Here is a 22,624-nt window from a genome sequence, read left to right as displayed (position 1 = left end):
CCATGCTGCTTCATATTCCCGGGCTGTTCGATGCCGACGAAATCTTGCGTATCCGCGAGGCCCTGGAGCAGGCCGACTGGGCCGATGGCAAGGTCACCGCGGGCTATCAGTCGGCCAAGGCCAAGCACAACCTGCAACTGCCCGAGGGCCATGCGCTGGCCAAGGAGATCGGCGGCGCGTTGATCGACCGCCTGTGGCGCAACCCGCTGTTCATGTCGGCGGCGCTGCCGCACAAGGTGTTCCCGCCGTTGATCAATTGCTATCGCGAGGGCGGCAGCTTCGACTTTCATATCGACAATGCCCTGCGCCAGCCCAAGGGCAGTGCCGAGCGGGTGCGCACCGACCTGTCCTCGACGCTGTTCCTGAGCGACCCGCACAGCTACGACGGCGGCGAACTGGTGATCCAGGACACCTATGGCGTGCGCGAGGTCAAGCTGGCCGCCGGCGACCTGGTACTGTACCCCGGCACCAGCCTGCACAAGGTCAACCCGGTGACCCGGGGCGCGCGCTATGCCGCGTTCTTCTGGACCCAGAGCCTGGTTCGCGAGGACAGCCAGCGCACCTTGCTGTTCGAGATGGACAATGCCATCCGCCAGCTCGGCGCCGATGTGCCCGAGCACCCCTCGCTGCTGCAGCTGACTGGCACCTACCACAACCTGCTGCGCCGCTGGGCCGAGGTCTGAATCGTGTCTTATCAATTGCGCCGTGAAGAGGTGGTGGACGCGGCCGGGCTGCGGGCAATGCTCGAGCACAGCCCGGGCCAGGCGGCCCAGGCGATCCTCGCCGCAGCCGGGCAGGGAGTGCTCGAGGCCCAGCTGTTGCTGGGGCAGATCCTGCTCGATGGGCAAGGCATCGAAGCTGATGAAGTGGTCGCCCGGCGCTGGTTCGGCATTGCCGCCCAGGGCGGCAGCGCCATGGCCCACAACATGCTCGGGCGTTGCCTGGAGCACGGCTGGGGCGGCGAGGTGAACCTGGCGCAGGCCGCTATTCATTACGCCCACGCGGCGGATGCCGGGCTGGACTGGGGCATGTACAACCTGGGCAACCTGCTGGCTACCGGACGTGGCGTGCCGGCCAACCAGGCCCAGGCGCTGGGGTGCTACGAACAGGCGGCCCAGTTGGGGCATGCCAAGTCGATGAACCTGTATGGGCGTTACCTGGAGCAGGGCATTGCCACCACCGCGAGCCCGGCGCGGGCGGTGCGCTGGTATCGCCGTTCAGCCGAGGCGGGGGATTTTCGCGGGATGTTCAGCCTGGCGCTGGTGCTGGTCGAGCGCGGCGAGGTTGCCGAGGCTGGGCCGTGGCTGGAGCGGGCGCGGGTCGAGGGCAACCTGAACTTCCTGCGTAGCGCGCTGGTGACGTTGCAGGGCGCGGGGCCGGTGCTGGAGGCCTTTGCGGCGCGGTATGCCGAGGAGATCGAGCAGCACAGATTTTAGGACTGATGCAATCCCTGTAGGAGCGGCCTTGTGTCGCGAAATGGCCGCGCAGCGGCCCCAAGATTTCATTGCTGATGCAAAGATCGCCGGGGCCGCTCTGCGGCCCTTTCGCGACACAAGGCCGCTCCTACAGGGGGCGAGGTGGTGTGCGAGTCGGTAAATGAAAACGGGGCCTTGCGGCCCCGTCGTGCATTACAGGTAGTAGGCCTTCAGCGGCGGGAAGCCATTGAACTCCACCGCGCTGTAGCTGGTGGTGTAGGCACCGGTCGACAACCAGTACAGGCGGTCACCGATGGCCAGGTTCAGCGGCAGGCCGTACTTGTAGTTCTCGTACATGATGTCGGCGCTGTCGCAGGTCGGGCCGGCGATCACCACTTCCTCGGTTTCACCTTTCTTCTCGGTCCAGATCGGGAACTTGATCGCCTCGTCCATGGTTTCGATCAGGCCGGAGAACTTGCCCACGTCGGTGTAGATCCAGCGCTCGACGGCGGTGCGCGACTTGCGCGCCACCAGCACCACTTCGCTGACCAGGATACCGGCGTTGGCGATCAGCGAGCGGCCTGGCTCGAGGATGATTTCCGGCAGGTCGTCGCCGAAGTCTTCCTTGAGGAAGCGGATGATTTCCTCGGCGTAGGTTTCCAGGCTGTTGGTGCGGGTGATGTAGTTGGCCGGGAAGCCACCGCCCATGTTGATCAGCTTCAGCTCGATGCCGTCTTCTTGCTTGAGGCGCTCGAAGATCACCTTGACCTTGGCGATGGCTGCGTCCCAGACGCTGATGTCACGCTGCTGGGAGCCGACGTGGAAGGAGATGCCGTATGGCACCAGGCCCAGGTCGCGGGCGAGGATCAGCAGGTCCATGGCCATGTCGGTCTGGCAGCCGAACTTGCGCGACAGCGGCCAGTCGGCGGTGGTGGAGCCTTCGGTGAGGATGCGCACATAGACTTTCGAGCCCGGCGCGGCCTTGGCGATGTTGCGCAGGTCGGCTTCGGAGTCGGTGGCGTACAGGCGCACGCCCTTGTCATAGAAGTAGCGGATGTCCTTGGACTTCTTGATGGTATTGCCATAGCTGATGCGGTCGGCGCTGACGCCACGGCCGAGGACCTTGTCCAGCTCGTAGATCGAGGCGATGTCGAAGCTCGAACCTTTCTCTTTGAGCAGGTCGATGATTTCCACGGCCGGGTTGGCCTTGACCGCGTAGTAGACCTTGGCGAATTCGAAACCTGCGCGCAGGTCGTCATAGGCCTGGCTGATCATCTGGGTATCGATGAGTACGAACGGGGTTTCCTGCTTGTCGGCGAACGCCTTCATCTTCTGGAAAGTGTCACGCGCGAAATAGTCTTCGACCTGGATCGACATGCTCGAGGGCTCCATGGGCAAACTGAAAAGGTAAGTGGCAGCAAACTGAACGCCCTCCGTATCCCCACTTTGGTTCGCCTACTTCCCAAGGCATGTCGCCGAAAGCAAAAAGGTCAACCGTGCCGGAAAGGGCGGCGGGTGACCTTGCTGTCTCGTCGTCAGTACTTGAGCCGGATGGATCGTTTCCAGCATGGACGTTCGGCGCGCACTTTAGGACGTGAAACCGGCAAGATCAACAGCCGAGGAGGGGGTGTTGGCCTGGTTTGGCCACCCTGTGCCTGCAATAACCGACCAGCCTGGCCCGCTGATGTTCCTCGGCGGTGGCAAAACGTAAAAAATTGTGGAACAGGTGGCGATCTGGCTGCGATTGGCTGGAAGCTCCGTTTTTTGCACGATGCCTTGGGTTTCGCTGCAAAACCCCTGAAGAATGCGCGTATGACCGTTGGTCGGTGCCACTTCGATGAGTGCTTGCCTGCGCTGGGTGTTCATATTTATGGCCACGCGCCAAGCCCCGTTTTTTCAGATGAAATCGACATTTTTTTCAACGCAGAGCGCGGGAAGATCGCCTGCGTGGGGGGGCGCAAGGGAAAGGCCTCACGCTGAATCTGCAAATGGATGCCCGCTAGCCTGGGCTCTCATTCAACTGATTCCGATATTTCCCATGCGATATGTTCAAGAGCGATCCTTCATTGCCACGTTCCTTTCGACCACTCCCGGCTATTCGGGTTATCTCGACTCCGTCGAAGGGCTCCCGCGCACGCGGCGCAACAACTGGTTGACCCTGACGAGCCCGTTCAGCGCCGAGCCGCCACAGCGTTTCTGGCTTGGCTATTTCGAGGGGCGCGATGCCGGGTACCAGGTCCGTACCCTGGAAAGTGCCCCGGGCGATTCGCATCATGCGATCTGGGACCTGAGCTTCAGCAACAGCATCGGGTTCTACGTCAGCAGCACCAATCCCGTGTTGTGGCGGGTCCGGGTGGACGACGCCAAGCTGCAGGTGCCCGAGCAGCGGACCTATCGGAATGTCACCCTGGCCGCGCCCGGCAAGGCGCTGTTGAGTGTGGCGACACGGGACAGTTGGGACGATCATTATGTCGGGATCAAGCGCCCCAATCCTTTGACCTTCACCATGGATGTGCTGGAGGTTGGATGCGCACTGTTCGACAGCCACCTGAAGTTCCGCCGGCGGTGAGCCATCCGATGCGGGCAGGCAGTTATTGCTGTGGTTGATGCGAAACATTACTATTCGCAACCTATTCTGCCTCCCTGACGAACCGACCGTGTCCGGACACAAAGGCTTCCTCGACCACTACCACGAGCTGATCGGCACCTGGACGCGCAAGTTGCGCAGTCGTCAGCAGGCCGAGGACCTCACCCACGATGCCTTCGTCCGCGTGCTGGAAAACCCGCGTGAACAGGTCGAGCAGCCGCGCGCCTACCTGCACCAGACCGCGCGCAATATCGCCGTGGACGGCTATCGCCGCGAGGACCGGCGCCAGGCCCTGGCGCTGGAGGCCTTCACGCAACCCGCCGAGGCTTGCGACCCGGAAACCTACATGCACGCCCTGGAGCTGGCCGACCGCGTCGAGCGGGCGCTGGCCGAGCTGCCGCTGAACTGCCGGCGGGTGTTCGTCTGGCAGAAACTGGAGGGGCTGACCCAGGCGGAGATCGCCGAGCGCATGGGTTTGACCAAGAACATGGTCGAAAAGTATATGATCCGCACGCTCCGACATCTGCGTGAGCACCTGGATGTGTCGGCAGGATGAGTCAGGAGACCCCATTGATGAAACAGCACCCCGTGGGCGAGCAGGCGGCCGCCTGGTTCGCCCGGGTCCAGGATGCGCCACAGGACCCGGCCTTGCGCCTGGCCTTGGAGCAGTGGCTGGCGCAGGACCCTCGGCACGCCGAGGAGTATGCGCGCCTGGACCACCTGTGGCGGGCGGCCGACTTGATCCCGCGCCAGCGCCTGGCTGCGCTGTGTCAGGCGCAGCCGGTGCGCCAGTTGCCGCGTCGGCGGCTGTTGCGCCAGGCCTTGGCGGCGGGGCTCGCGTTGGCGGCGTTGGGCCTGGGCTGGAGTGGTTGGCAGTACCGGCAGCTCAACCACCACGACACCCTGAGCACCGCGCTGGGTGAACGCCGCCGGGTCGAGTTGCCCGACGGTTCGCAGCTGGAACTCAACAGCGCCACCCAGTTGCAGGTGGCGTTCTCGGCTGGCCGTCGCCATGTGCAACTGAGCCGGGGCGAGGCGATGTTCATCGTCGCCCATGACAGCAGTCGGCCATTCGTGGTCAGTACCGCGCAAGGCCAGGTGACCGTTACCGGGACCCGCTTCGACGTGCGCCAGGATGCGCACAGCACCCGGGTGGCGGTGGAGCAGGGCTCGGTGCGGGTGCAGGGTGCTGGAGCCTCGCGGGCACAACTGACGGCGGGCCAGGGGGCGCATATCGACCCGCAGGGCCAGGTCGCCGCGCCCTATGCCATCGATGCCAATGCACTGACCGCCTGGCGCCACGGCAAGCTGGTGTTCGACAACGCCCCGCTTGGTGAAGTGGTGGCCGAAGTGTCGCGCTACCGCACCCAGCCACTGCGGGTGGCGCCGGGCAAGGTGGCCAACCTGCGCCTGTCGAGCACCTTCAGCAGCGATGACCCGGATGCCTTGTTGCGGGCCCTGCCGAACATTCTGCCGGTAGCTGTGCGCCAGCACGCGGACGGCTCCAGCGAAATAATCGCGAAATAGATTCAGGTTTTTTTCCGTTCGTTCGTCTTCCCCGCCAGCTGCAACTGCCAAGCATTTACATTCGCATGCAGTTGGCGTTCATCCCGACTCTCAGGACCCCTCGAAGACGTGAACAACAATAAGCCCCTTCTCCCGCTGCGCCGCCTGGCGCTGGCCTTGGCGGTCAGTGCCGCGGCAGGCAACAGCTATGCCGACACCTTGCATATCGCGGCCCAGCCCCTGGCTGGCGCCTTGCAGCAACTCGGCCAGCAGACCCACCTGCAACTGTTTTTCAGCCCGCAACTGGTGGCCGGCAAGCAGGCCCCGGCGGTGTCGGGCGAGTGGGCGCCGGAACAGGCGCTGCAGCAACTGCTGCAAGGCAGCGGGCTGACCTTCGAGCAATCCGCCGACACCGTGGTGCTCAAGCCGGCCGAAAGCGCCGGCGCCCAGGCCACCGGCAGCCTGGAGCTGGCGCCGACCGACATCAAGGTGGTGGGTGACTGGCTGGGCGATGCCGACCAGAGCGTGGTGCAGAACCACCCTGGCGCGCGCACCGTGGTCCGGCGCGAGGCGATGGTCGAGCAGGGCGCGATGAACGTGCGCGATGTGCTGCGCGGTATTCCGGGCGTGCAGGTGCAGGATTCCAACGGCACCGGCGGCAGCGACTTGTCGCTGAACGTGGGGGTGCGCGGCCTGACCTCGCGCCTGTCGCCACGCTCCACGGTGCTGATCGACGGCATCCCGGCGGCCTTCGCCCCCTATGGCCAGCCGCAGTTGTCGATGGCGCCGATCTCCTCGGGCAACCTCGACAGCATCGACGTGGTGCGCGGCGCCGGGTCCGTGCGCTATGGCCCGCAGAACGTCGGTGGGGTGATCAACTTCGTCACTCGGGCGATTCCCGAGAAGGCCACCGGCGAGCTGTCGACCACTGTGGAAACCTCGCGTCATGGGGGCTGGAAGCACACCGAGTCGGCCTTCGTCGGTGGCACCGCCGACAACGGCATGGGCGTGGCCCTGCTGTACACCGGGGTCAACGGCAATGGCTACCGCGAGCGCAACAACGGCAACGACATCGACGACGTGATGCTCAAGACCCACTGGGCACCGACCGATGTCGACGAGTTCTGGCTCAATTTCCACTACTACGATGGCCGCGCCGACATGCCCGGCGGCCTGACCCAGGCCCAGTACGACCATAACCCCTACCAGTCGCTGCGCGACTACGACTACTTCAGTGGCCGGCGCAAGGATGTGTCGTTCAAGTGGCTGCGGCAGATCGACGACGCCACCCAGTTCGAGGTACTGACCTACTACACCGACAGTTTCCGCGGCAGCGCCATTGCCGCGCGCGACATGAAGACCCTGTCATCCTACCCGCGCAACTACCACACCTTCGCCATCGAGCCGCGGCTGTCGCGAATCTTCTTCGTCGGCCCGACCACCCAGGAAGTCAGCGTTGGCTATCGCTACCTGAAGGAAGCCATGCGCGAGCAGTCCACCCGCCTGGCGCTGATCGACAATGTGCCGACCGTGACCCCGACCTCCGATGGCCATGTGTTCCAGGACCGCAGCGGCGGCACCGAGGCCAGTGCCTACTACATCGACGACAAGATCGACGTGGGCAACTGGACCATCACCCCGGGCATACGCTTCGAGCACATCAACACCGACTGGCGCGATCGCCCGGTGCTGGACGCCAACCAGCGTCCGGTGGCGGAGAAGAATCGCAGCATCACCAGCAACGAGCCGCTGCCGGCATTGAGCGTGATGTACCACCTGTCCGACGCCTGGAAGCTGTTCGCCAACTACGAGACTTCGTTCGGCAGCTTGCAGTATTTCCAGCTCGGCCAGGGCGGCAGCGGCGACAGCACTGCCAACGGCCTGGAGCCGGAGAAGGCCAAGACCTACGAGATCGGCACGCGCTATGACAACGGTCATTGGGCAGGTGAACTGACTGCGTTCTACATCGATTTCGACGATGAGTTGCAGTACATCAGCAACGATATCGGCTGGACCAACCTGGGGGCGACCAAGCACCAGGGCATCGAGGCCTCGGCGCGCTACGACCTGTCCGGCCTGGACCCGCGCCTGCAAGGGTTGTCGGTGAATGCCGGGTACACCTATACCCGTGCCACCTACGAAGGCGAGATTCCTGGGTTCAAGGGCCGCGACCTGCCGTTCTATTCGCGCCAGGTGGCCACCGCCGGGTTGCGCTACCAGGTCAACCGCTGGACCTGGAACCTGGATGCCTACGCCCAGTCGAAGCAGCGCGCGCCGGGCACCGGGATGAACGCCAATGGCAGCTTCAACGGCAACTACATCACCGAGCCGAGCGCCGACGGGCAGTATGGCGATATTCCGGGGTACGTGACCTGGCATGCCCGTGGCGGGTATGGATTCGGCCCACAGCTGTCGAACCTGAAGCTGGCGGCGGGGGTGAAGAACCTGTTCGACAAGCAGTATTTCACCCGCTCCAGCGACAACAATGCCGGCATCTATGTGGGTGAGCCGCGTACGTTCTATGTGCAGGCCAGTGTAGGGTTCTGATTCGCGATTGCCGGGGGCGCTTTGCGCCCCTTTCGCGACACAAGGCCGCTCCTACAGGTACGGCATCAGCCTTCAGGTCGGCGCCGTGTTTGTGGGCGGGGGCTGATTTGGGGTTGCCGGGGGCGCTTTGCGCCCCTTTCGCGACACAAGGCCGCTCCTACAGGTACGGCAGCAGCCTTCAGGGCGGCGCCGTGTTTGTGGGCGGGGGCTGATTCGAGGTTGCCGGGGGCGCTTTGCGCCCCTTTCGCGACACAAGGTGTTGTGGCTCAATGTTTTTGGACCATGATGTAGGAGCATCAACCTAAGGACGCATCATGGGTTTTCGTAACGTTCCTGCTGAAGAAAAGGCCGAAGCTGTTCGCTTAGTCGTGGAAATGAACTACTCCGTGCCCAAGGCATGTGAGCAGATGGGAGTAGGGCCTACAGCCCTGCGACGCTGGGTTCGAGCATGGCGCAAGGAGCATGAAGGAGCCACGCAAACGACTCGGCCTCAAGACCAGGAACTCATTGATTCACTGAAGGCCAGACTAGAGCTGCTGGAGGCCGAGAACGACGTTCTAAAAAAGCAGTTGCCCTCTCATCTGAGGGCACTGTTCTGCCGAAGAAAGTGATCGCACGGCTCAAGGGCCGACTGTCCACGCGTCATTTGTGTCGACTTCTGAGCGTGCCACGTAGCAGTCACTACGCGAGCCGTAAGCCTCGGCTGATCAAGCCCATTGAGCGACGCCTGGAAAAGGAAATACGCCAATTGCACAGGACATTTCGCGGTGCTTTGGGTAGTCGAGGTTTTTCCAAGGAACTGCGAAAAAAAGGGTTTGCGGTCGGGCGCTATCGCATGCGTAGCTTGATGAAGAGGCTGGATCTGCACTGGAAACGCCCGCGCTACGCGCATTATCGGCGAGCCACGAAACCAGCCCCTACAGCTGCCAATCTCCTGGATCGCCGCTTCAACCCCGTGCATCCCAACGTGCGGTGGGCGGGAGATATCACCTACATACGGGCAGGTGGACGCTGGCTGTACATGGCAGTGGTGATGGACCTGTTTTCCCCGCCGGATCGTGGGTTGGGCCTGTTCGAAAACAGCTGATACCGATCTCTCGCTCCGGGCCTTGCGGTTAGCTGTTGCCCTGCGCAAACCGGGTTCTGGATTGATGTTTCATTCTGACCAGGGTGTCAGTACACCTCTGATCGTTTTGTAGGGTATTTGGCTGAAAAGAGTATCGTGCAGAGCATGAGCCGACGAGCCAATTGCTGGGATAACGCCGTTGTAGAACGCTACTTCAGGACGTTGAAGCAGGACTGGGTACCGGAGGATGGTTATACAAATCACAGAGAGGCGGAGAAAGATGTGATGGAGTTTATTGCTCACTACAACCATCACCGCTGTCACTACGCTTCGAACGATCTGCCACCAGCTACTTTTGAGGAGCTGGCGGCCTAAAAGCTCCTACGTCGTGGTCCAAAAAAACTGGACCACTACAAGGCCGCTCCTACAGGTACGGCATCAGCCTTCAGGTCGGCGCCGTGTTTGTGGGCGGGGGCTGATTCGGGATTGCCGGGGGCGCTTTGCGCCCCTTTCGCGACACAAGGCCGCTCCTACAGGTACGGCATCAGTCTTCAGGGCGGCGCCGTGTTTGTGGGCGGGGGCTGATTCGGGGTTGCCGGGGGCGCTTTGCGCCCCTTTCGCGACACAAGGCCGCTCCTACAGGTACGGCAGCAGCCTTCAGGGCGGCGCAGTACTTGTAGGAGCGGCCTTGTGTCGCGATGGGCCGCACAGCGGCCCCGGCTTTCTATCAGGAGGTCACGGCTTCGGCAGGCGACACGATACTGGTTTTCGCCCCCCGCGAGCGCCCAGAACTCAGGTACGCCGCAATCGACTCCTGCGTCACCTCGCCGAGGAACACCTGCTCGGCATCCAGCACCGGCAACCAGGCCCGGTTGAACTCGTACATCCGCGACAGCAGGATGCGCAGGTGCTCGTCATGGGCTGCGGTGGCATTGAACGGACGCAGGAAATCGCCGCAGGTCCCCTGCTGGCGGTGCATGTCGCGCCGGCGCACGTAACCCAGCGCCTTGTTCTGCCCATCGGTGACCACCACGTAGCGGCGGTCATGCTCGTCCAACAGTTCCAGCGCATCGCTCACCGGGGTTTGCGGGCTCACCGATGGCGCGTTGTCCGCGGCATCCTCGGCCCGCACCAGCAACAGGCGTTTCAACGTGCTGTCCTGGCCGACGAAATTGCTCACGAAATCGTCCACCGGGTGCGCCAGCAGGGTGTCCGGATGGTCCAGCTGCAACAGCCGGCCCGCGCGGAAGATGGCGATCTTGTCGCCGAGCTTGATCGCCTCGTCGATATCGTGGCTGACCATGATCACGGTCTTGTTCAGTGCCCGCTGCATCTCGAAGAATTCGTTCTGGATCATCTCGCGGTTGATCGGGTCGACCGCACCGAACGGCTCGTCCATCAGCAGCACCGGCGCTTCGGCAGCCAGGGCGCGGATCACGCCGATGCGTTGCTGCTGGCCGCCGGACAACTCGCGTGGGTAGCGTTGCAGGTACTGCTTGGGCTCGAGCTTGATCATGCTCATCAGCTCGCGGGCGCGGTCGTGGCAACGCTGCTTGTCCCAGCCCAGCAGGCGCGGCACCACGGTGATGTTCTCCTCGATGGTCATGTTGGGGAACAGGCCGATCTGCTGGATCACATAACCGATGTGCCGGCGCAGCGTCACCTCGTCCAGGCCGGTGGTGTCCTCGCCGTTGATGAACACCTGGCCGCCGCTGGGGGTGATCAGGCGGTTGATCATCTTCAGCGTGGTGCTCTTGCCACAGCCCGAGGGGCCGAGGAACACGCAGATCTCACCTTCGTTGACGGTGAGGCTTACCGAGTCGACGGCTTTGACGTCCTTGCCGTTGACGTTGAAGGTCTTGCTGAGGTTCTTCAATTCGATCATGAGCGCAGTCCTTCCGGAGTCAGGGCACGTTGCAGGGTTTGCAGGAGCAGGTCGGCGATGATCGCCAGCAGGCTGACCAGCACGGCGCCGACCAGCAGCATCGACATGTCGCTGCGGCTGATGGCGGTGAGGATGAGCACGCCCAGGCCACCGGCGCCGATGGTGGCGGCGATGGTCATCACGCCGATGTTCATCACCACGGCGGTGCGCACCCCGGCGAGGATCACCGGCACCGCGATGGGCAGCTCGACCATGCGCAGGCGCTGGCCGAAGGTCATGCCGATGCCGCGGGCGGCTTCGCGGATGCCAGGCTCGACGTTGGTCAGGGCCAGGTAGGTGTTGCGCAGGATCGGCAGCAGCGAATACAGGAACACCGCGGTGATCGCCGGCAGCGGGCCGAGGCCCTGGCCGAACTTGGAGTAGAACGGCAGCAGCAGGCCGAACAGGGCGATCGAGGGGATGGTCAGCAGCACCGTGGCGCTGGCCTGCAGGGGGCCGGCGAACACAGGGAAGCGGGTCATCAGGATGCCCAGCGGCACGCCGACGACGATGGCCAGGCCCACGGCGATGCCGACCAGGGTGATGTGCTGGCCGGTCAGTTGCAGGACCTGGGCCCAGTCGAGGTGGGCGAAGGTGTCGAGCAGGTTCATGGCTGCACCTCGCTGAGTGAATGCTCGCGCAGGAAGGCGGCGGCTACCCGGGTCGGGCTCTGGTGCTCGACATCGACCTGGGCGTTGAGCTGGCGCATGGTCTGGTCGTCCAGTCGTTCGGCCAGCGGCTTGAGCAGCCCTGCCAGCTGTGGGTGGGCGTCGAGCACGGCCTTGCGCACGACCGGGGCGGCGGTGTAGTCGGGGAAGTAGTGCTTGTCGTCTTCCAGCAGCTTGAGGTCGAAGGCGTTCAGGCGGCCGTCGGTGGTGTACACCAGCCCGGCGAATACCTGGTTGTTGCGCATGGCGGTGTACACCAGGCCGCCGTCCATCTGGCGGATGTTGCGGCGGTCCAGCGGCAGGCCGTACAGCTCGCGCAGGCCGACCAGGCCATCGGGGCGGTTGGCGAACTCGGTGTCCAGCGCCACCAGGTGGGGGCGCTGGTGTTCGTCACGCAGCACCTGGTTGAGGTCGCTGATCGAGTTGATCTGCGGGTAGGCGGCGGCGACCGCTTTGGGCAGGCCCAGGGCATAGGTGTTGCTGAAGCGCGACGGAGCCAGCCAGATGAGGCCCTTCTGCGCATCCAGGGCCTTGACCCGGGCATAGGTGGCTTCGGCGTCGGGCATGCGCTCGTCGATGTGGTTGTACGACACCAGCGAGACGCCGGTGTATTCCCACATCAGGTCGAGCTGGCCGGTCTCCTGGGCCTGGCGCGCGATGTTGCTGCCAAGGCCGCTGGTCACGCGCACCTCGAAGCCATTGGCGCGCAGGTATTGGGCGGTGATTTCGGCGAGCACGGTCTGTTCGGTGAACACCCGCGCGCCGATGCGTACCAGCGGTTTTTCCGCTGCCTGGGCAAATCCTGCGTATAGCAGGGCCGCGCCCAGCAGCAAGGCGATGATTCTTTTCATGGGTTCCCTCTTGTTATCCGGCCAGGCCGCGTTCCAGCCAGCGTTTGCTGGAGAAGCTCACCAGGGCATCCAGCACCAGGGCCAGCAGCGCTGTGCACGCGGCGCCGAGCAACAGTTGCGGCTGGTTGTTCAGGGCGATGCCGGGGAAGATCAGGCTGCCCAGGCTGTTGGCGCCGATCAGGAATGCCAGGGGCGCGGTGCCGACGTTCAGTGCCAGGGCCACGCGCACGCCGCCGACGATGATCGGCACGGCATTGGGCAGTTCCACCTGCCACAGCTGCTGGCGCGGGGTCATGCCGATGCCGGTGGCGGCTTCCTTGAGCGCGGCGGGGACGTTCTTCAGGCCTTCGTAGGTGTTGCGCACGATGGGCAGCAGGGAGGCGAGGAACAGCGCGAAGATCGCAGGACCTGCGCCGATGCCCAGGATACTCAGGGCGATGGCCAGGACGGCCAGGGGAGGGATGGTGTTGCCTACGTTGAAAAACTGCATGAAGCGTTCGGCTTTGTCGACCCGTTGCGGTCGACTCAAGGCGATGCCGGCGGGGATGCCCACGGCCAGTGCCGCCGCCATCGAAGCCAGCACCAGGACCAGGTGCGCTTGCAGGTAGAAACCAAGATCGTCGCGATAGCGCGCGATCGTGTCGATGCCGATCCAGTGGACCAGCAGGGCCAGGATGACGAGCACGGCGGCCCATCCCAACAGCCCTTTTCCGTAGCGTGCAGCCACAGGCGGACTCCTTTTTTATAGTCGGCGATCACACCCCCGTGCGGCCGGCCATTCCTGGCGGCGGGCAGCGTGGTCGCGAGTAGCAGCGCGATGCGTGGCATCAGGCCATGAGCCGAACCCCGTCGGGCTCGTGAAGCAGGTGAAACCAGCCCTGAACCGAAGCGGGTTGCAGGGGAGTGGACGTCTCCGTGAAGGGAAAGGTTCCCATTCGAGGCGGCATTTGGCCAGTGTTAATCACTGGAAAGATGGAAATACATCGAGAAAAAATTACGGATTAATGCGCTCTAGGCATTGAAAACACTGCTTTGTAGCCATTTGTCGTGACCAGGCAGATGCTTGAGCGATCACTGGCCCTTTCGCGGGTAAACCCGCTCCTACAGGATTTCCACAGTCCTTGAGTCTTGTGCAGTACCTGTAGGAGCGGGTTTACCCGCGAAGAGGCCGGAACGAGCGCCTCTGGTTCAGCAGATTTTGGCCCGAGCCCCGACTTCAGGTATGATATCGCCCCTTTTTGAATCCCCAGTCAGGCGATTTCCCATGACCAACCAGGCCGCCGAAGTCGCGAAGCGCCGCACTTTCGCAATCATTTCCCACCCCGACGCCGGTAAGACCACCATCACCGAGAAGCTCCTGCTGATGGGCAAGGCGATCTCCGTCGCGGGTACCGTGAAGTCGCGCAAGTCCGACCGCCACGCCACCTCCGACTGGATGGAAATGGAGAAGCAGCGCGGCATCTCCATCACCACCTCGGTGATGCAGTTCCCCTACCGCGAGCACATGATCAACCTGCTCGACACCCCCGGCCACGAAGACTTCTCGGAAGACACCTACCGCACCCTGACCGCGGTGGACTCGGCGCTGATGGTGCTCGATGGCGGTAAGGGCGTAGAGCCGCGGACCATTGCCCTGATGGACGTGTGCCGCCTGCGTGACACGCCGATCGTCAGCTTCATCAACAAACTCGACCGTGACATCCGCGACCCGATCGAACTGCTCGACGAAATCGAGGCGGTATTGAAGATCAAGGCCGCGCCGATCACCTGGCCGATCGGTTGCTACCGCGACTTCAAGGGTGTCTACCACCTCACCGGCGACTACATCATCGTCTACACCCCGGGCCACGGCCACGAGCGCACCGAAGCCAAGATCATCCAGAAGCTGGATTCCGACGAGGCCCGCGCGCACCTGGGCGACCAGTACGACAGCTTCGTCGAGCAGCTCGAGCTGGTGCAGGGCGCTTGCCACGAGTTCGACCAGGACGAGTTCATCAACGGCCAGCTGACCCCGGTGTTCTTCGGTACCGCCCTGGGCAACTTCGGTGTCGACCACGTGCTCGACGCGGTCGTCGACTGGGCGCCGCGCCCGCTGGGCCGTGTCGCCCACGAGCGGACCGTGGAGCCTGTTGAAGAGAAATTCACCGGCTTCGTGTTCAAGATCCAGGCGAACATGGACCCGAAACACCGCGACCGCATCGCCTTCATGCGTATCTGCTCGGGCAAGTACGAGAAGGGCATGAAGATGCGCCATGTGCGCCTGAACAAGGACCTGCGCATCGGTGATGCGCTGACGTTCTTCTCCTCCGAGCGTGAGCAACTGGAAGAGGCCTTTGCCGGCGACATCATCGGCTTGCACAACCACGGCACCATCCAGATCGGCGACACCTTCACCGAAGGCGAGGCGCTGGGCTTCACCGGTATCCCGCACTTCGCCCCGGAGCTGTTCCGCCGCGTGCGCCTGAAGGACCCGCTGAAATCCAAGCAGCTGCGCCAGGGCCTGCAGCAGCTGGCCGAAGAGGGCGCCACCCAGGTGTTCTTCCCCGAGCGCAGCAACGACATCATCCTGGGTGCGGTCGGTGTGCTGCAGTTCGACGTGGTCGCCAGCCGCCTGAAGGAAGAGTACAAGGTCGAGTGCGCCTATGAGCCGATCACCGTGTGGTCGGCGCGCTGGATCGCCTGCGACGACAAGAAGAAGCTCGAGGAATTCCAGAACAAGGCCATGGAGAACCTGGCCATCGACGGTGGCGGTCACCTGACCTATCTGGCCCCGACCCGGGTCAACCTGTCGCTGATGGAAGAGCGCTGGCCGGACATCAAGTTCCGCGCGACCCGCGAGCATCACTGATCCAGCAGGCCTGCACTTGACCCTGTAGGAGCGGCCTCGTGTCGCGAAAGGGTCGCGTAGCGGCCCCAGGGTTCAGTGTTAGACAAAGATTCTGGGGCCGCTTTGCGGCCCTTTCGCGACGCAAGGCCGCTCCTACAGGGGTCGCGTAATGCCTGCAATCAATTCCCGGCCTTGATACTGGTCCAGATGCGTGTGCGAATGCGGTCGATCTTCGCCGGCATCGCCTCCAGCGCATATAGCTTGTCCATCACATCCGCGCTCGGATAGATCATCGTGTTGCCCTTCAGCGCCGGGTCCACCAAGGCATCGGCCTGCTGGTTGCCGTTGGCGTACTGCACGAAGTTGCTGATCTGCGCCATCACCTCGGGCTGCAACAGGTAGTTCATGTAGGCATACCCGGCCTTCTCGTTGGGCGCATCGGCCGGCATGGCGACCATGTCGAACCACATCGGCGCGCCTTCCTTCGGGATCGAGTAGCCCACCCTCACCCCGTTGTTCGCCTCCTCGGCACGGTTCTTCGCCTGCAGCACGTCACCCGAGAAACCCACCACCACGCACACATCGCCATTGGCCAGGTCGCCGGTGTACTTCGAGGAGTGGAAGTAGCTGATGTACGGGCGTACCTGCATCAGCAACGCCTTGGCCTTGTCGTAGTCCGCCGGGTCCTGGCTATGGTGCGGCAGGCCCAGGTAGTGCAGGGCGATCGGCAGCAGTTCGGGGCCGTTGTCCAGCACCGCCACGCCGCAGCTCTTGAGCTTGGCGAGGTATTCGGGCTTGAAGAACAGGTCCCATGAGTCGATGGGCGCATGGTCGCCGAGCACCGCCTTGACCTTGTCGATGTTGTAGCCGATGCCGGTGCTGCCCCACAGGTAGGGGAAGCCGTACTGGTTGCCCGGGTCGTTGACCTCCAGCGCCTTGAGCAGCACCGGGTTGAGGTTCTTCCAGTTCGGTAATTGCGTCTTGTCGAGTTTCTTCAGGGCCTTGCCCTGGATCTGCCGGGCCATGAAATGGTTGGAGGGAAACACCACGTCGTAGCCGGAGTTGCCGGTCATCAGCTTGCCGTCGAGGGTTTCGTTGCTGTCGAACACGTCGTAGGTAGGCACGATGCCCGTGGCCTGCTGGAACTGCTTGAGGGTGTCGGGGGCGATGTAGCTCGACCAGTTGTAGATCTTCACCGAGTCGGCGGCGCTGGCCACGCTGGCGGCCAGCATCAGGGGAGCGAGAAGGAGGGTGCGCATGTCGGGGTTACCTTGCTTTGTCTGTTGTTATCGAAGGCAGGCGATCAGCGGATCAGAACATCAGTACGTAGGTCTTGCGCACGGTCTCCTGGATATCCCAGGTGCCGAGGCTGTTGGCCGGCAGCATCAGGGCGTCGCCGGCTTCTATGAGTAGCGGCTCGCCACCGTCTGGGGTGAAGGTGCAGCGGCCCTTGATGAAGTGGCAGAACTCCTGCTGCACAATTTGTCGCCGCCAGCGCCCGGGGGTGCACTCCCAGATGCCGGTCTCGACGCCGTCGCTGCGCTCGACGCAGCTGACCGAGGTGACCGCGACCGGCTCGCCGAGGGGCACGGCGACCGGGCTGGAGGTGGTCAGGGGAGCGCTGTCGGTGCGCTTGAACTGGGTGATGCTCATGACCGGTGGATCCTCTGTGATGGTGAAGGGAAATCAGTGCATGAAACCTTCCATGAGGTCGGCCAGCCCGCTGGCCAGGCGTCGCCGCCAGGGCGCGCTGGCCGGGCTGGCGAGGGTGCGGTCCTCGTGCACGAAGCTCTGGATGATCGCGTTGTAGCCCAGCCAGCGGCAGGGCTCGGGGGGCCAGCTGGCCAGGCTCGACAGCGGTCGGTTGTCGTGCACCCAGGGCTGCGCGGTCAGTTCGTTGTGCTGGCCGAGGATCAGCGCGGCCAGGGTGCGTCCACCGAGGTTGCTGGCGCCGACACCCTCGCCGCCATAACCGCCGGCCAGGGCGATGCCGCGCTGGCGGTCGCAGAGCATGTGCGGGCGGAAACGCCGGGCCATGCCGAGGTTGCCGCCCCAGGAGTGGGTGATGCGTACATGCTTGAGCTGTGGGAACAGTTCGCCGAACAGGTAGCGGCGCAGCTCCACCTCGTCGGTGGTCAGGGTGAAGTCCTCGCGCAGACGGCCTCCGAAGCGGTAGCCGCCGCGGGCACCGAACACCAGGCGGTTGTCGGCGCTGCGCTGGCCATAGGTGACCTGGCGGCTGCTTTCGCTGAAGGCCTGGCCCTGGCTCAGGCCGATCTGTTCCCAGGTAGACTCCGGCAGCGGCTCGGTGGCCACCAGCAGGCTCTGCACCGGCAGCTGATGACGGCCCAGGGGCGGCAGGCTGGCGGCGTAGCCTTCCACCGCTGGAACCAGCCAGTGGCTGCGGATGCGCGCCTGTGGGGTCCGCACCTCGCCGGTCTGCCAGTCGAGGGCCGGGGTGTTCTCGTAGATCGGCACGCCCAGGTTCTCCACCACTCGCGCCAGGCCACGTACCAGTTTTGCCGGCTGGATGGTCGCGGTGTGCGGGCTGTAGATGGCGCCGTAGGGGTTGCTCAGTTTCAGCTGCGCATCCAGCTGTTCGGGGCGCAGCCAGCGGTAGTCGTCCTCGCGCATGCCTTGCCGATAGAGGTCGTCCAGCCAGGCGCGCAGGCTGCGTTCCTGCTCGGGGTAACGGGCCGCGCAATAGAGCACGCCGCCCTTGCGGTAGTCGCAGTCGATGGCTTCGCGCTGCAGCACGCTGTGCACTTCGTCGGGAATGCCGTGCAGCAGGTCGATGCTGGCGCGCCGTTGTTGCGGCGACAGGCTGGCAAGCAGGCGGTCCTCGCCCAGCAGGTTGCCCATCAGCCAGCCGCCGTTGCGCCCTGAAGCGCCGTAACCGGCGATGTTCGCCTCGATGATGGCGATCTTCAGCTGCGGCGCCTGGCGCTTGAGGTAGTAGGCCGTCCACAGGCCGGTGTAGCCGGCGCCGATGATGCACACATCGACGTCCAGGTCCTGGCCCAAGGCCGGGCGGGCGCACAGCGGCTCGTCGAGCTGGTCCATCCACAGGCTGATGGTGCGTGGGGGTTGCATCAGGTCTTGCTCCACATCCGTCAAGGTCTGTGGGCGATGCTAGTGGTGTCGGTCCGCGCCTGTCTTACGTGCGTGCACGCAGGGAAATTTGCTTGAGATAGGCCTTGGGGGTGAGGCCGGTGTGCTCGCGAAAGCACTTGTAGAACGCCGAGAGCGAGTTGAAGCCGGCGTTGAACGCCAGGTCGTCGATCGGCGCCTGGACGCTGTCGTCGTCGAGGCTGGCCATCAGGTGATGCAGCCGCGCCTGGTTGACGTAACGGTAGAAGCTTTGCCCGAGCACCTGGTTGAGCAGGTAGGAAATCTGGTTGCGGCTGTAGCCGCTGGCGTCGGCCACCTGTTGCAGGTCCAGTTCCGGGTCGAGGTAGGGGCGCTGGCGCTGGAAGTAATGCTCCAGGTCCTGGGCCATGGTCGACAGTTGCCGTGGCGACAGGCCCAGGTGGCTGGTGGCCGGGCGTGGGCCGCCGCGGACCTGGCCATTGCCGTTCTGGCGAACCAGGGTGGCGTATTCGTTGACCCGCCAGATCAGGCCGTCCCTGACCGTGATCGCTTCGCTGGACTGGAACGCCACCAGCCCGTCGCCGCCCTGCACCGTGACCTGGTACTGGATGAACGCGGTGCAGCCATCGACGCGGATGCGGTCGCTGTGGACGATGTCCTCACCGGCTTCATGGGGCAGGCAGGCGCGCACGTAGTCGCGCAGCTCGACATAGCCGAGCACGCGGTTCTGGAAGAAGTCGTGGTACTCGATGTGCGGGTGGTATAGCGCCATGACCCCGTCCAGGTCGCGATGCTTCCAGCACAGGTGGTAGCGCATGACGGTGTCGGCGGTGAGCGGGGTTTGCCCAGGGCCGTCGGGGAGGGGGGAGGCAGTCATGGGGTCGATAGTGCATTGCAGAACACCCAGGTGCAAGGGTGGGAATCTGGCAATTTGCACGGTTCCGGCAAGCGGCTCAGGGGGTAAGCCGTTGATTCATATAAGTGTAATTTTTTGATACGAGTGGCATGGGCGATGCACCTCTCTTGTCACCATCGAACAGGGAGAAAGGCCATGCGCTCGATACTGCTTTGGATGATTGGGGTGCCGATTCCGGTGATTATCCTGATCTGGTTCTTTATGCATTGAGATCCCTGGGGCTGCTTCGCAGCCCTTTCCGACCGGTCCGACGCCTCGGCAAGGCCGCTCCTACAAGGGACCGCGATCTCCTGTAGGAGCGGCCTCGTGTCGCGAAAGGGCTGCGCAGCAGCCCCAGCGATCTAGAACCTAGAGAAACTGCTCGGCATAGTGACAAGCCACCTGCCGCGTACTCACCTGCCGTAATGCCGGCACTTCCTTGGCACAGCGCTCGGTCGCATACGGGCAGCGCTTGTGGAACGCGCACCCATCCGGTGGATTGAGTGGGTTGGGCAGCTCCCCGGCAATGCGGATCTTCGGCTTCAGCGGGTCTGGATGAATCGCCGGGGTCGCCGACAGCAGCGCCTGGGTGTACGGATGCAATGGCTTGTCGTAGATATCCTGCTTCGGCCCCATCTCCGCCGGCCGGCCCAGGTACATCACCAGCACCTGGTCCGCCACATGGCGCACCACCGCCAGGTTGTGCGAGATGAACACGTAGGCGGTGTTGAACTCTTTTTGCAGGTCCATGAACAGGTTCAGCACCTGGGCCTGGATCGACACGTCCAGCGCCGAGGTCGGCTCGTCCGCTACCAGCACCTTGGGTTGCAGCATCATTGCCCGGGCCAGGGCGATGCGCTGGCGCTGGCCGCCGGAGAACATGTGCGGGTAACGCTGGTAGTGCTCGGGGCGCAGGCCCACTTGCTCCATCATCTTCTGCACTTTGTCGCGGCGTTCGGCCTTGCTCAGCGAGGTGTTGATCAGCAGCGGCTCGGCCAGCTGGTCGCCGATCTTCTGCCGTGGGTTGAGCGAGGCGTAGGGGCTCTGGAACACCATCTGCACGTCGCGGCGCAACTGCTTGCGCTGCTCCTTGCTGGCGCCGTTGACCTCGTGGCCGTCGATTTGCAACGAACCGGAGGAGGGGTCTTCGATCAGGGTCAGGGCGCGGGCCAGGGTGGACTTGCCACAACCGGACTCGCCAACCACGGCCAGGGTCTTGCCGGCCTCCAGCTCGAACGACACGCCATTGAGCGCGCGTACCAGCGCATGCCCCTTGAACAGGCCGCGGGAGACTTCGTAGTGGCGGGTCAGCTCGCGGGCGGAAAGTACGACGGCCATCACGCCACCTCCTGGTTCAGCGGATAGAAGCAACGCACCAGGCTATGGGCCTGGGGATCGAGGGCCGGGCGCTGCCGCCGGCAGTTTTCCTGCACATAGGGGCAGCGCGGTGACAGCAGGCAACCTTGTGGCCGGTCATAACGGCCAGGCACGATGCCTGGCAGGGTGGCCAGGCGCTCGGCGCCAATGCTGTGCTCGGGGATGGCCGCCAGCAGCGCTTCGCTGTAGGGGTGGGCGGGGATGTCGAACAGCTCCGGCACCTGGCCGACTTCGACCGCTTGCCCTGCGTACATCACGCACACGCGCTTGGCGGTCTCGGCGACCACGGCCAGGTCGTGGGTGATCAGGATGAGCGCCATGTTGCGCTCCTTCTGCAGGTTGACCAGCAGCTCCATGATCTGCGCCTGGATGGTCACGTCCAGCGCGGTGGTCGGTTCGTCGGCGATCAGCAGCTTGGGCTCGCCGGCGATCGCCATGGCGATGGCGACGCGTTGGCTCATGCCGCCGGACAGCTGGTGCGGGTAGGCGTCCAGGCGGCTTTCGGCGGCGGGGATCTCGACCTTCTTCAGCAACTCCAGCGCGCGCTGGCGCGCCGCTTTACCTTTGAGGCCCAGGTGCTGGCGCAGCACTTCCTCGATCTGGTAGCCGACGGTGTAGCTGGGGTTGAGCGCGGTCATCGGGTCCTGGAAGACCATGGCGATGTCCTTGCCCACCACCTTGCGCCGTTGCCGGCCGCTGAGCTTGAGCATGTCGATGCCGTCGAAGTTGAGCACGTCGGCGGTGATGCGCCCGGGGGCGTCGATCAGGCCCATCAGGGCCATCATGGTGACCGACTTGCCGGAGCCGGACTCGCCGACGATGGCGAGGATCTCGCCGGCGTCCACCGCAAGCTCCAGGCCGTCGACCACGGGCACGGCATTGGCGTCGCCGAAGCGCACGTTCAGGTTGTTGATCTGCAACAGTGACATGGCGGTCTCCTCAGGCGGCATTCTTGAGTTTCGGGTCCAGCGCGTCGCGCAGCCCGTCGCCCATCAGGTTGATTGCCAGCACACTGAGCAAAATGGTCAGGCCCGGCAGGCTCACTACCCACCAGGCGCGTTCGATGTAGTCGCGGGCCGAGGCCAGCATGGTGCCCCACTCGGGGGTCGGCGGTTGCACGCCGAGGCCGAGGAAGCCCAGGGCGGCGGCGTCGAGGATCGCCGAGGAGAAGCTCAAGGTGGCCTGGACGATCAGCGGCGCCATGCAGTTGGGCAGCACGGTGACGAACATCAGCCGCGGCAGGCCGGCACCGGCCAGGCGCGCGGCGGTGACGTAGTCGCGGTTCAGCTCGCCCATCACCGCGGCGCGGGTCAGGCGCACGTAGGACGGCAGCGAGACGATGGCGATGGCGATCACGGTGTTGATCAGGCCAGGGCCGAGGATGGCGACGATGGCCACGGCCAGCAGCAGCGAGGGCAGGGCCAGCATCACGTCCATCAGGCGCATGATCGACGGGCCGAGGATCTGCGGGAAGAACCCGGCCAGCAGGCCCAGGAGGATGCCCGGGATCAGCGACATCACCACCGACGACAGGCCGATCAGCAGCGACAGGCGTGAGCCCTGGATCAACCGTGACAGCAGGTCGCGGCCCAGTTCGTCGGTGCCGAGGATAAACTGCCAGGTGCCGCCTTCGAGCCACACCGGTGGCGTGAGCAGGAAGTCGCGGTACTGCTCGCTGGGGTTGTGTGGCGCCACCCAGGGGGCGAACAGCGCACAGAACACGATCAGGCACATGAAGGCCAGGCCGGCCACCGCGCCCTTGTTGCGCGAGAAGGCCTGCCAGAACTCTTTGTACGGCGAGGGGTAGAGCAAGCTTTGGTCAACCGCGCTGGTCGGTGTGACGGATTTCGGAATCGGGCTGGTCATGATGG

The 22,624-nt window shown here is 64.1% G+C and carries 23 protein-coding genes; 10 read left to right on the top strand and 13 right to left on the bottom strand.

What is annotated here, in order from left to right; all coding sequences use genetic code 11:
- The first annotated feature begins 2 nt into the window (after positions 1–2).
- Together KSS95_RS23140 and KSS95_RS23135 are read left to right on the top strand one after the other, a co-directional pair.
- Entirely contained in the window at positions 3–683 is a 681-nt protein-coding gene (locus KSS95_RS23140; RefSeq protein ID WP_217850006.1) for a Fe2+-dependent dioxygenase, read from the top strand.
- A gap of 3 nt (positions 684–686) precedes the next feature.
- A complete protein-coding gene (locus KSS95_RS23135; RefSeq protein WP_217850005.1) occupies positions 687–1,436 on the top strand; it encodes a tetratricopeptide repeat protein in 750 nt (249 codons plus the stop codon).
- Positions 1,437–1,628: 192 nt separating this feature from the next.
- Here the strand turns inward: KSS95_RS23135 and KSS95_RS23130 are convergent, their stop codons facing one another.
- On the bottom strand, positions 1,629–2,792 hold the full coding sequence (locus KSS95_RS23130) for a type III PLP-dependent enzyme (protein WP_217850003.1): 1,164 nt from the start codon (positions 2,790–2,792) through the stop codon (positions 1,629–1,631).
- 210 nt (positions 2,793–3,002) lie between these two features.
- A complete protein-coding gene (locus KSS95_RS23125; protein ID WP_217850001.1) occupies positions 3,003–3,281 on the bottom strand; it encodes a hypothetical protein in 279 nt (92 codons plus the stop codon).
- Between the two features lie 172 nt (positions 3,282–3,453).
- Between KSS95_RS23125 and KSS95_RS23120 the strand changes: the two genes are divergently transcribed.
- The 7 genes from KSS95_RS23120 (at position 3,454) to KSS95_RS23090 (ending at position 9,496) form a co-directional block, all read left to right on the top strand.
- Positions 3,454–3,984: a hypothetical protein gene (locus tag KSS95_RS23120; protein WP_217850000.1), complete on the top strand. Its 531-nt coding sequence runs from the start codon at positions 3,454–3,456 to the stop codon at positions 3,982–3,984.
- 37 nt (positions 3,985–4,021) lie between these two features.
- Positions 4,022–4,558, top strand: coding sequence for a sigma-70 family RNA polymerase sigma factor (locus tag KSS95_RS23115; protein WP_217849998.1), 537 nt, complete (start codon positions 4,022–4,024; stop codon positions 4,556–4,558).
- A 17-nt stretch (positions 4,559–4,575) separates the two neighbouring features.
- Entirely contained in the window at positions 4,576–5,529 is a 954-nt protein-coding gene (locus KSS95_RS23110) for a FecR family protein (protein WP_217849996.1), read from the top strand.
- A gap of 108 nt (positions 5,530–5,637) precedes the next feature.
- Positions 5,638–8,055 carry a TonB-dependent siderophore receptor gene (locus KSS95_RS23105; RefSeq protein ID WP_217849994.1) on the top strand — a complete coding sequence of 806 codons (2,418 nt, stop codon included), beginning with the start codon at positions 5,638–5,640 and terminating at the stop codon, positions 8,053–8,055.
- Between the two features lie 314 nt (positions 8,056–8,369).
- Positions 8,370–8,666 (top strand): transposase, encoded by a 297-nt coding sequence (locus KSS95_RS23100; protein ID WP_217848088.1) that lies wholly within the window; start codon positions 8,370–8,372, stop codon positions 8,664–8,666.
- Between the two features lie 53 nt (positions 8,667–8,719).
- Positions 8,720–9,142, top strand: coding sequence for an IS3 family transposase (locus KSS95_RS23095; protein WP_217849992.1), 423 nt, complete (start codon positions 8,720–8,722; stop codon positions 9,140–9,142).
- 144 nt (positions 9,143–9,286) lie between these two features.
- Positions 9,287–9,496, top strand: a complete 210-nt coding sequence (locus KSS95_RS23090) for an integrase core domain-containing protein (RefSeq protein WP_217849990.1) — start codon at positions 9,287–9,289, stop codon at positions 9,494–9,496.
- A gap of 352 nt (positions 9,497–9,848) precedes the next feature.
- Here KSS95_RS23090 and KSS95_RS23085 read toward each other — a convergent pair whose 3' ends face one another.
- Genes KSS95_RS23085 through KSS95_RS23070 form a run of 4 tightly spaced genes read right to left on the bottom strand, consistent with a single transcriptional unit; the run spans position 9,849 to position 13,291 of the window.
- Entirely contained in the window at positions 9,849–11,006 is a 1,158-nt protein-coding gene (locus tag KSS95_RS23085; protein ID WP_217849988.1) for an osmoprotectant ABC transporter ATP-binding protein OsmV, read from the bottom strand.
- Entirely contained in the window at positions 11,003–11,656 is a 654-nt protein-coding gene (locus KSS95_RS23080) for an ABC transporter permease (protein WP_217849986.1), read from the bottom strand. The genes KSS95_RS23085 and KSS95_RS23080 overlap by 4 nt, the downstream gene beginning before the upstream one ends.
- Positions 11,653–12,564, bottom strand: a complete 912-nt coding sequence (locus KSS95_RS23075; RefSeq protein WP_217849984.1) for a glycine betaine ABC transporter substrate-binding protein — start codon at positions 12,562–12,564, stop codon at positions 11,653–11,655. The genes KSS95_RS23080 and KSS95_RS23075 overlap by 4 nt, the downstream gene beginning before the upstream one ends.
- 13 nt (positions 12,565–12,577) lie before the next feature.
- Positions 12,578–13,291, bottom strand: coding sequence for an ABC transporter permease (locus KSS95_RS23070; protein WP_217849982.1), 714 nt, complete (start codon positions 13,289–13,291; stop codon positions 12,578–12,580).
- A 537-nt stretch (positions 13,292–13,828) separates the two neighbouring features.
- Between KSS95_RS23070 and KSS95_RS23065 the strand changes: the two genes are divergently transcribed.
- Entirely contained in the window at positions 13,829–15,412 is a 1,584-nt protein-coding gene (locus tag KSS95_RS23065) for a peptide chain release factor 3 (protein ID WP_166883726.1), read from the top strand.
- A gap of 158 nt (positions 15,413–15,570) precedes the next feature.
- On the opposite strand, the gene KSS95_RS23060 is transcribed toward KSS95_RS23065, so the two are convergent.
- From KSS95_RS23060 to KSS95_RS23030, 7 genes are all read right to left on the bottom strand, one after another.
- Entirely contained in the window at positions 15,571–16,650 is a 1,080-nt protein-coding gene (locus KSS95_RS23060; protein ID WP_217849981.1) for a polyamine ABC transporter substrate-binding protein, read from the bottom strand.
- A 52-nt stretch (positions 16,651–16,702) separates the two neighbouring features.
- Positions 16,703–17,044 (bottom strand): cupin domain-containing protein, encoded by a 342-nt coding sequence (locus tag KSS95_RS23055; protein WP_217849979.1) that lies wholly within the window; start codon positions 17,042–17,044, stop codon positions 16,703–16,705.
- 33 nt (positions 17,045–17,077) lie between these two features.
- Positions 17,078–18,484, bottom strand: coding sequence for an NAD(P)/FAD-dependent oxidoreductase (locus KSS95_RS23050; RefSeq protein WP_217849977.1), 1,407 nt, complete (start codon positions 18,482–18,484; stop codon positions 17,078–17,080).
- Between the two features lie 64 nt (positions 18,485–18,548).
- Complete coding sequence (locus KSS95_RS23045) at positions 18,549–19,358, bottom strand: AraC family transcriptional regulator (RefSeq protein ID WP_217849976.1); 810 nt, start codon at positions 19,356–19,358, stop codon at positions 18,549–18,551.
- A gap of 387 nt (positions 19,359–19,745) precedes the next feature.
- Complete coding sequence (locus KSS95_RS23040; protein ID WP_217849974.1) at positions 19,746–20,714, bottom strand: peptide ABC transporter ATP-binding protein; 969 nt, start codon at positions 20,712–20,714, stop codon at positions 19,746–19,748.
- The gene (locus KSS95_RS23035; RefSeq protein WP_217849972.1) at positions 20,714–21,682 is read right to left on the bottom strand and encodes an ABC transporter ATP-binding protein; all 969 of its coding nucleotides are present in this window, start codon (positions 21,680–21,682) and stop codon (positions 20,714–20,716) included. The genes KSS95_RS23040 and KSS95_RS23035 overlap by 1 nt, the downstream gene beginning before the upstream one ends.
- 10 nt (positions 21,683–21,692) lie before the next feature.
- A complete protein-coding gene (locus tag KSS95_RS23030; RefSeq protein WP_134689957.1) occupies positions 21,693–22,619 on the bottom strand; it encodes an ABC transporter permease subunit in 927 nt (308 codons plus the stop codon).
- Between the last annotated feature and the right edge of the window lie 5 nt (positions 22,620–22,624).

This window comes from Pseudomonas muyukensis, assembly GCF_019139535.1.
GTDB classification, from domain to species: Bacteria; Pseudomonadota; Gammaproteobacteria; order Pseudomonadales; family Pseudomonadaceae; genus Aquipseudomonas; species Aquipseudomonas muyukensis.
Note: the sequence above shows the minus strand (reverse complement) of the source record. Positions and strands in the feature narration are given on the sequence as shown.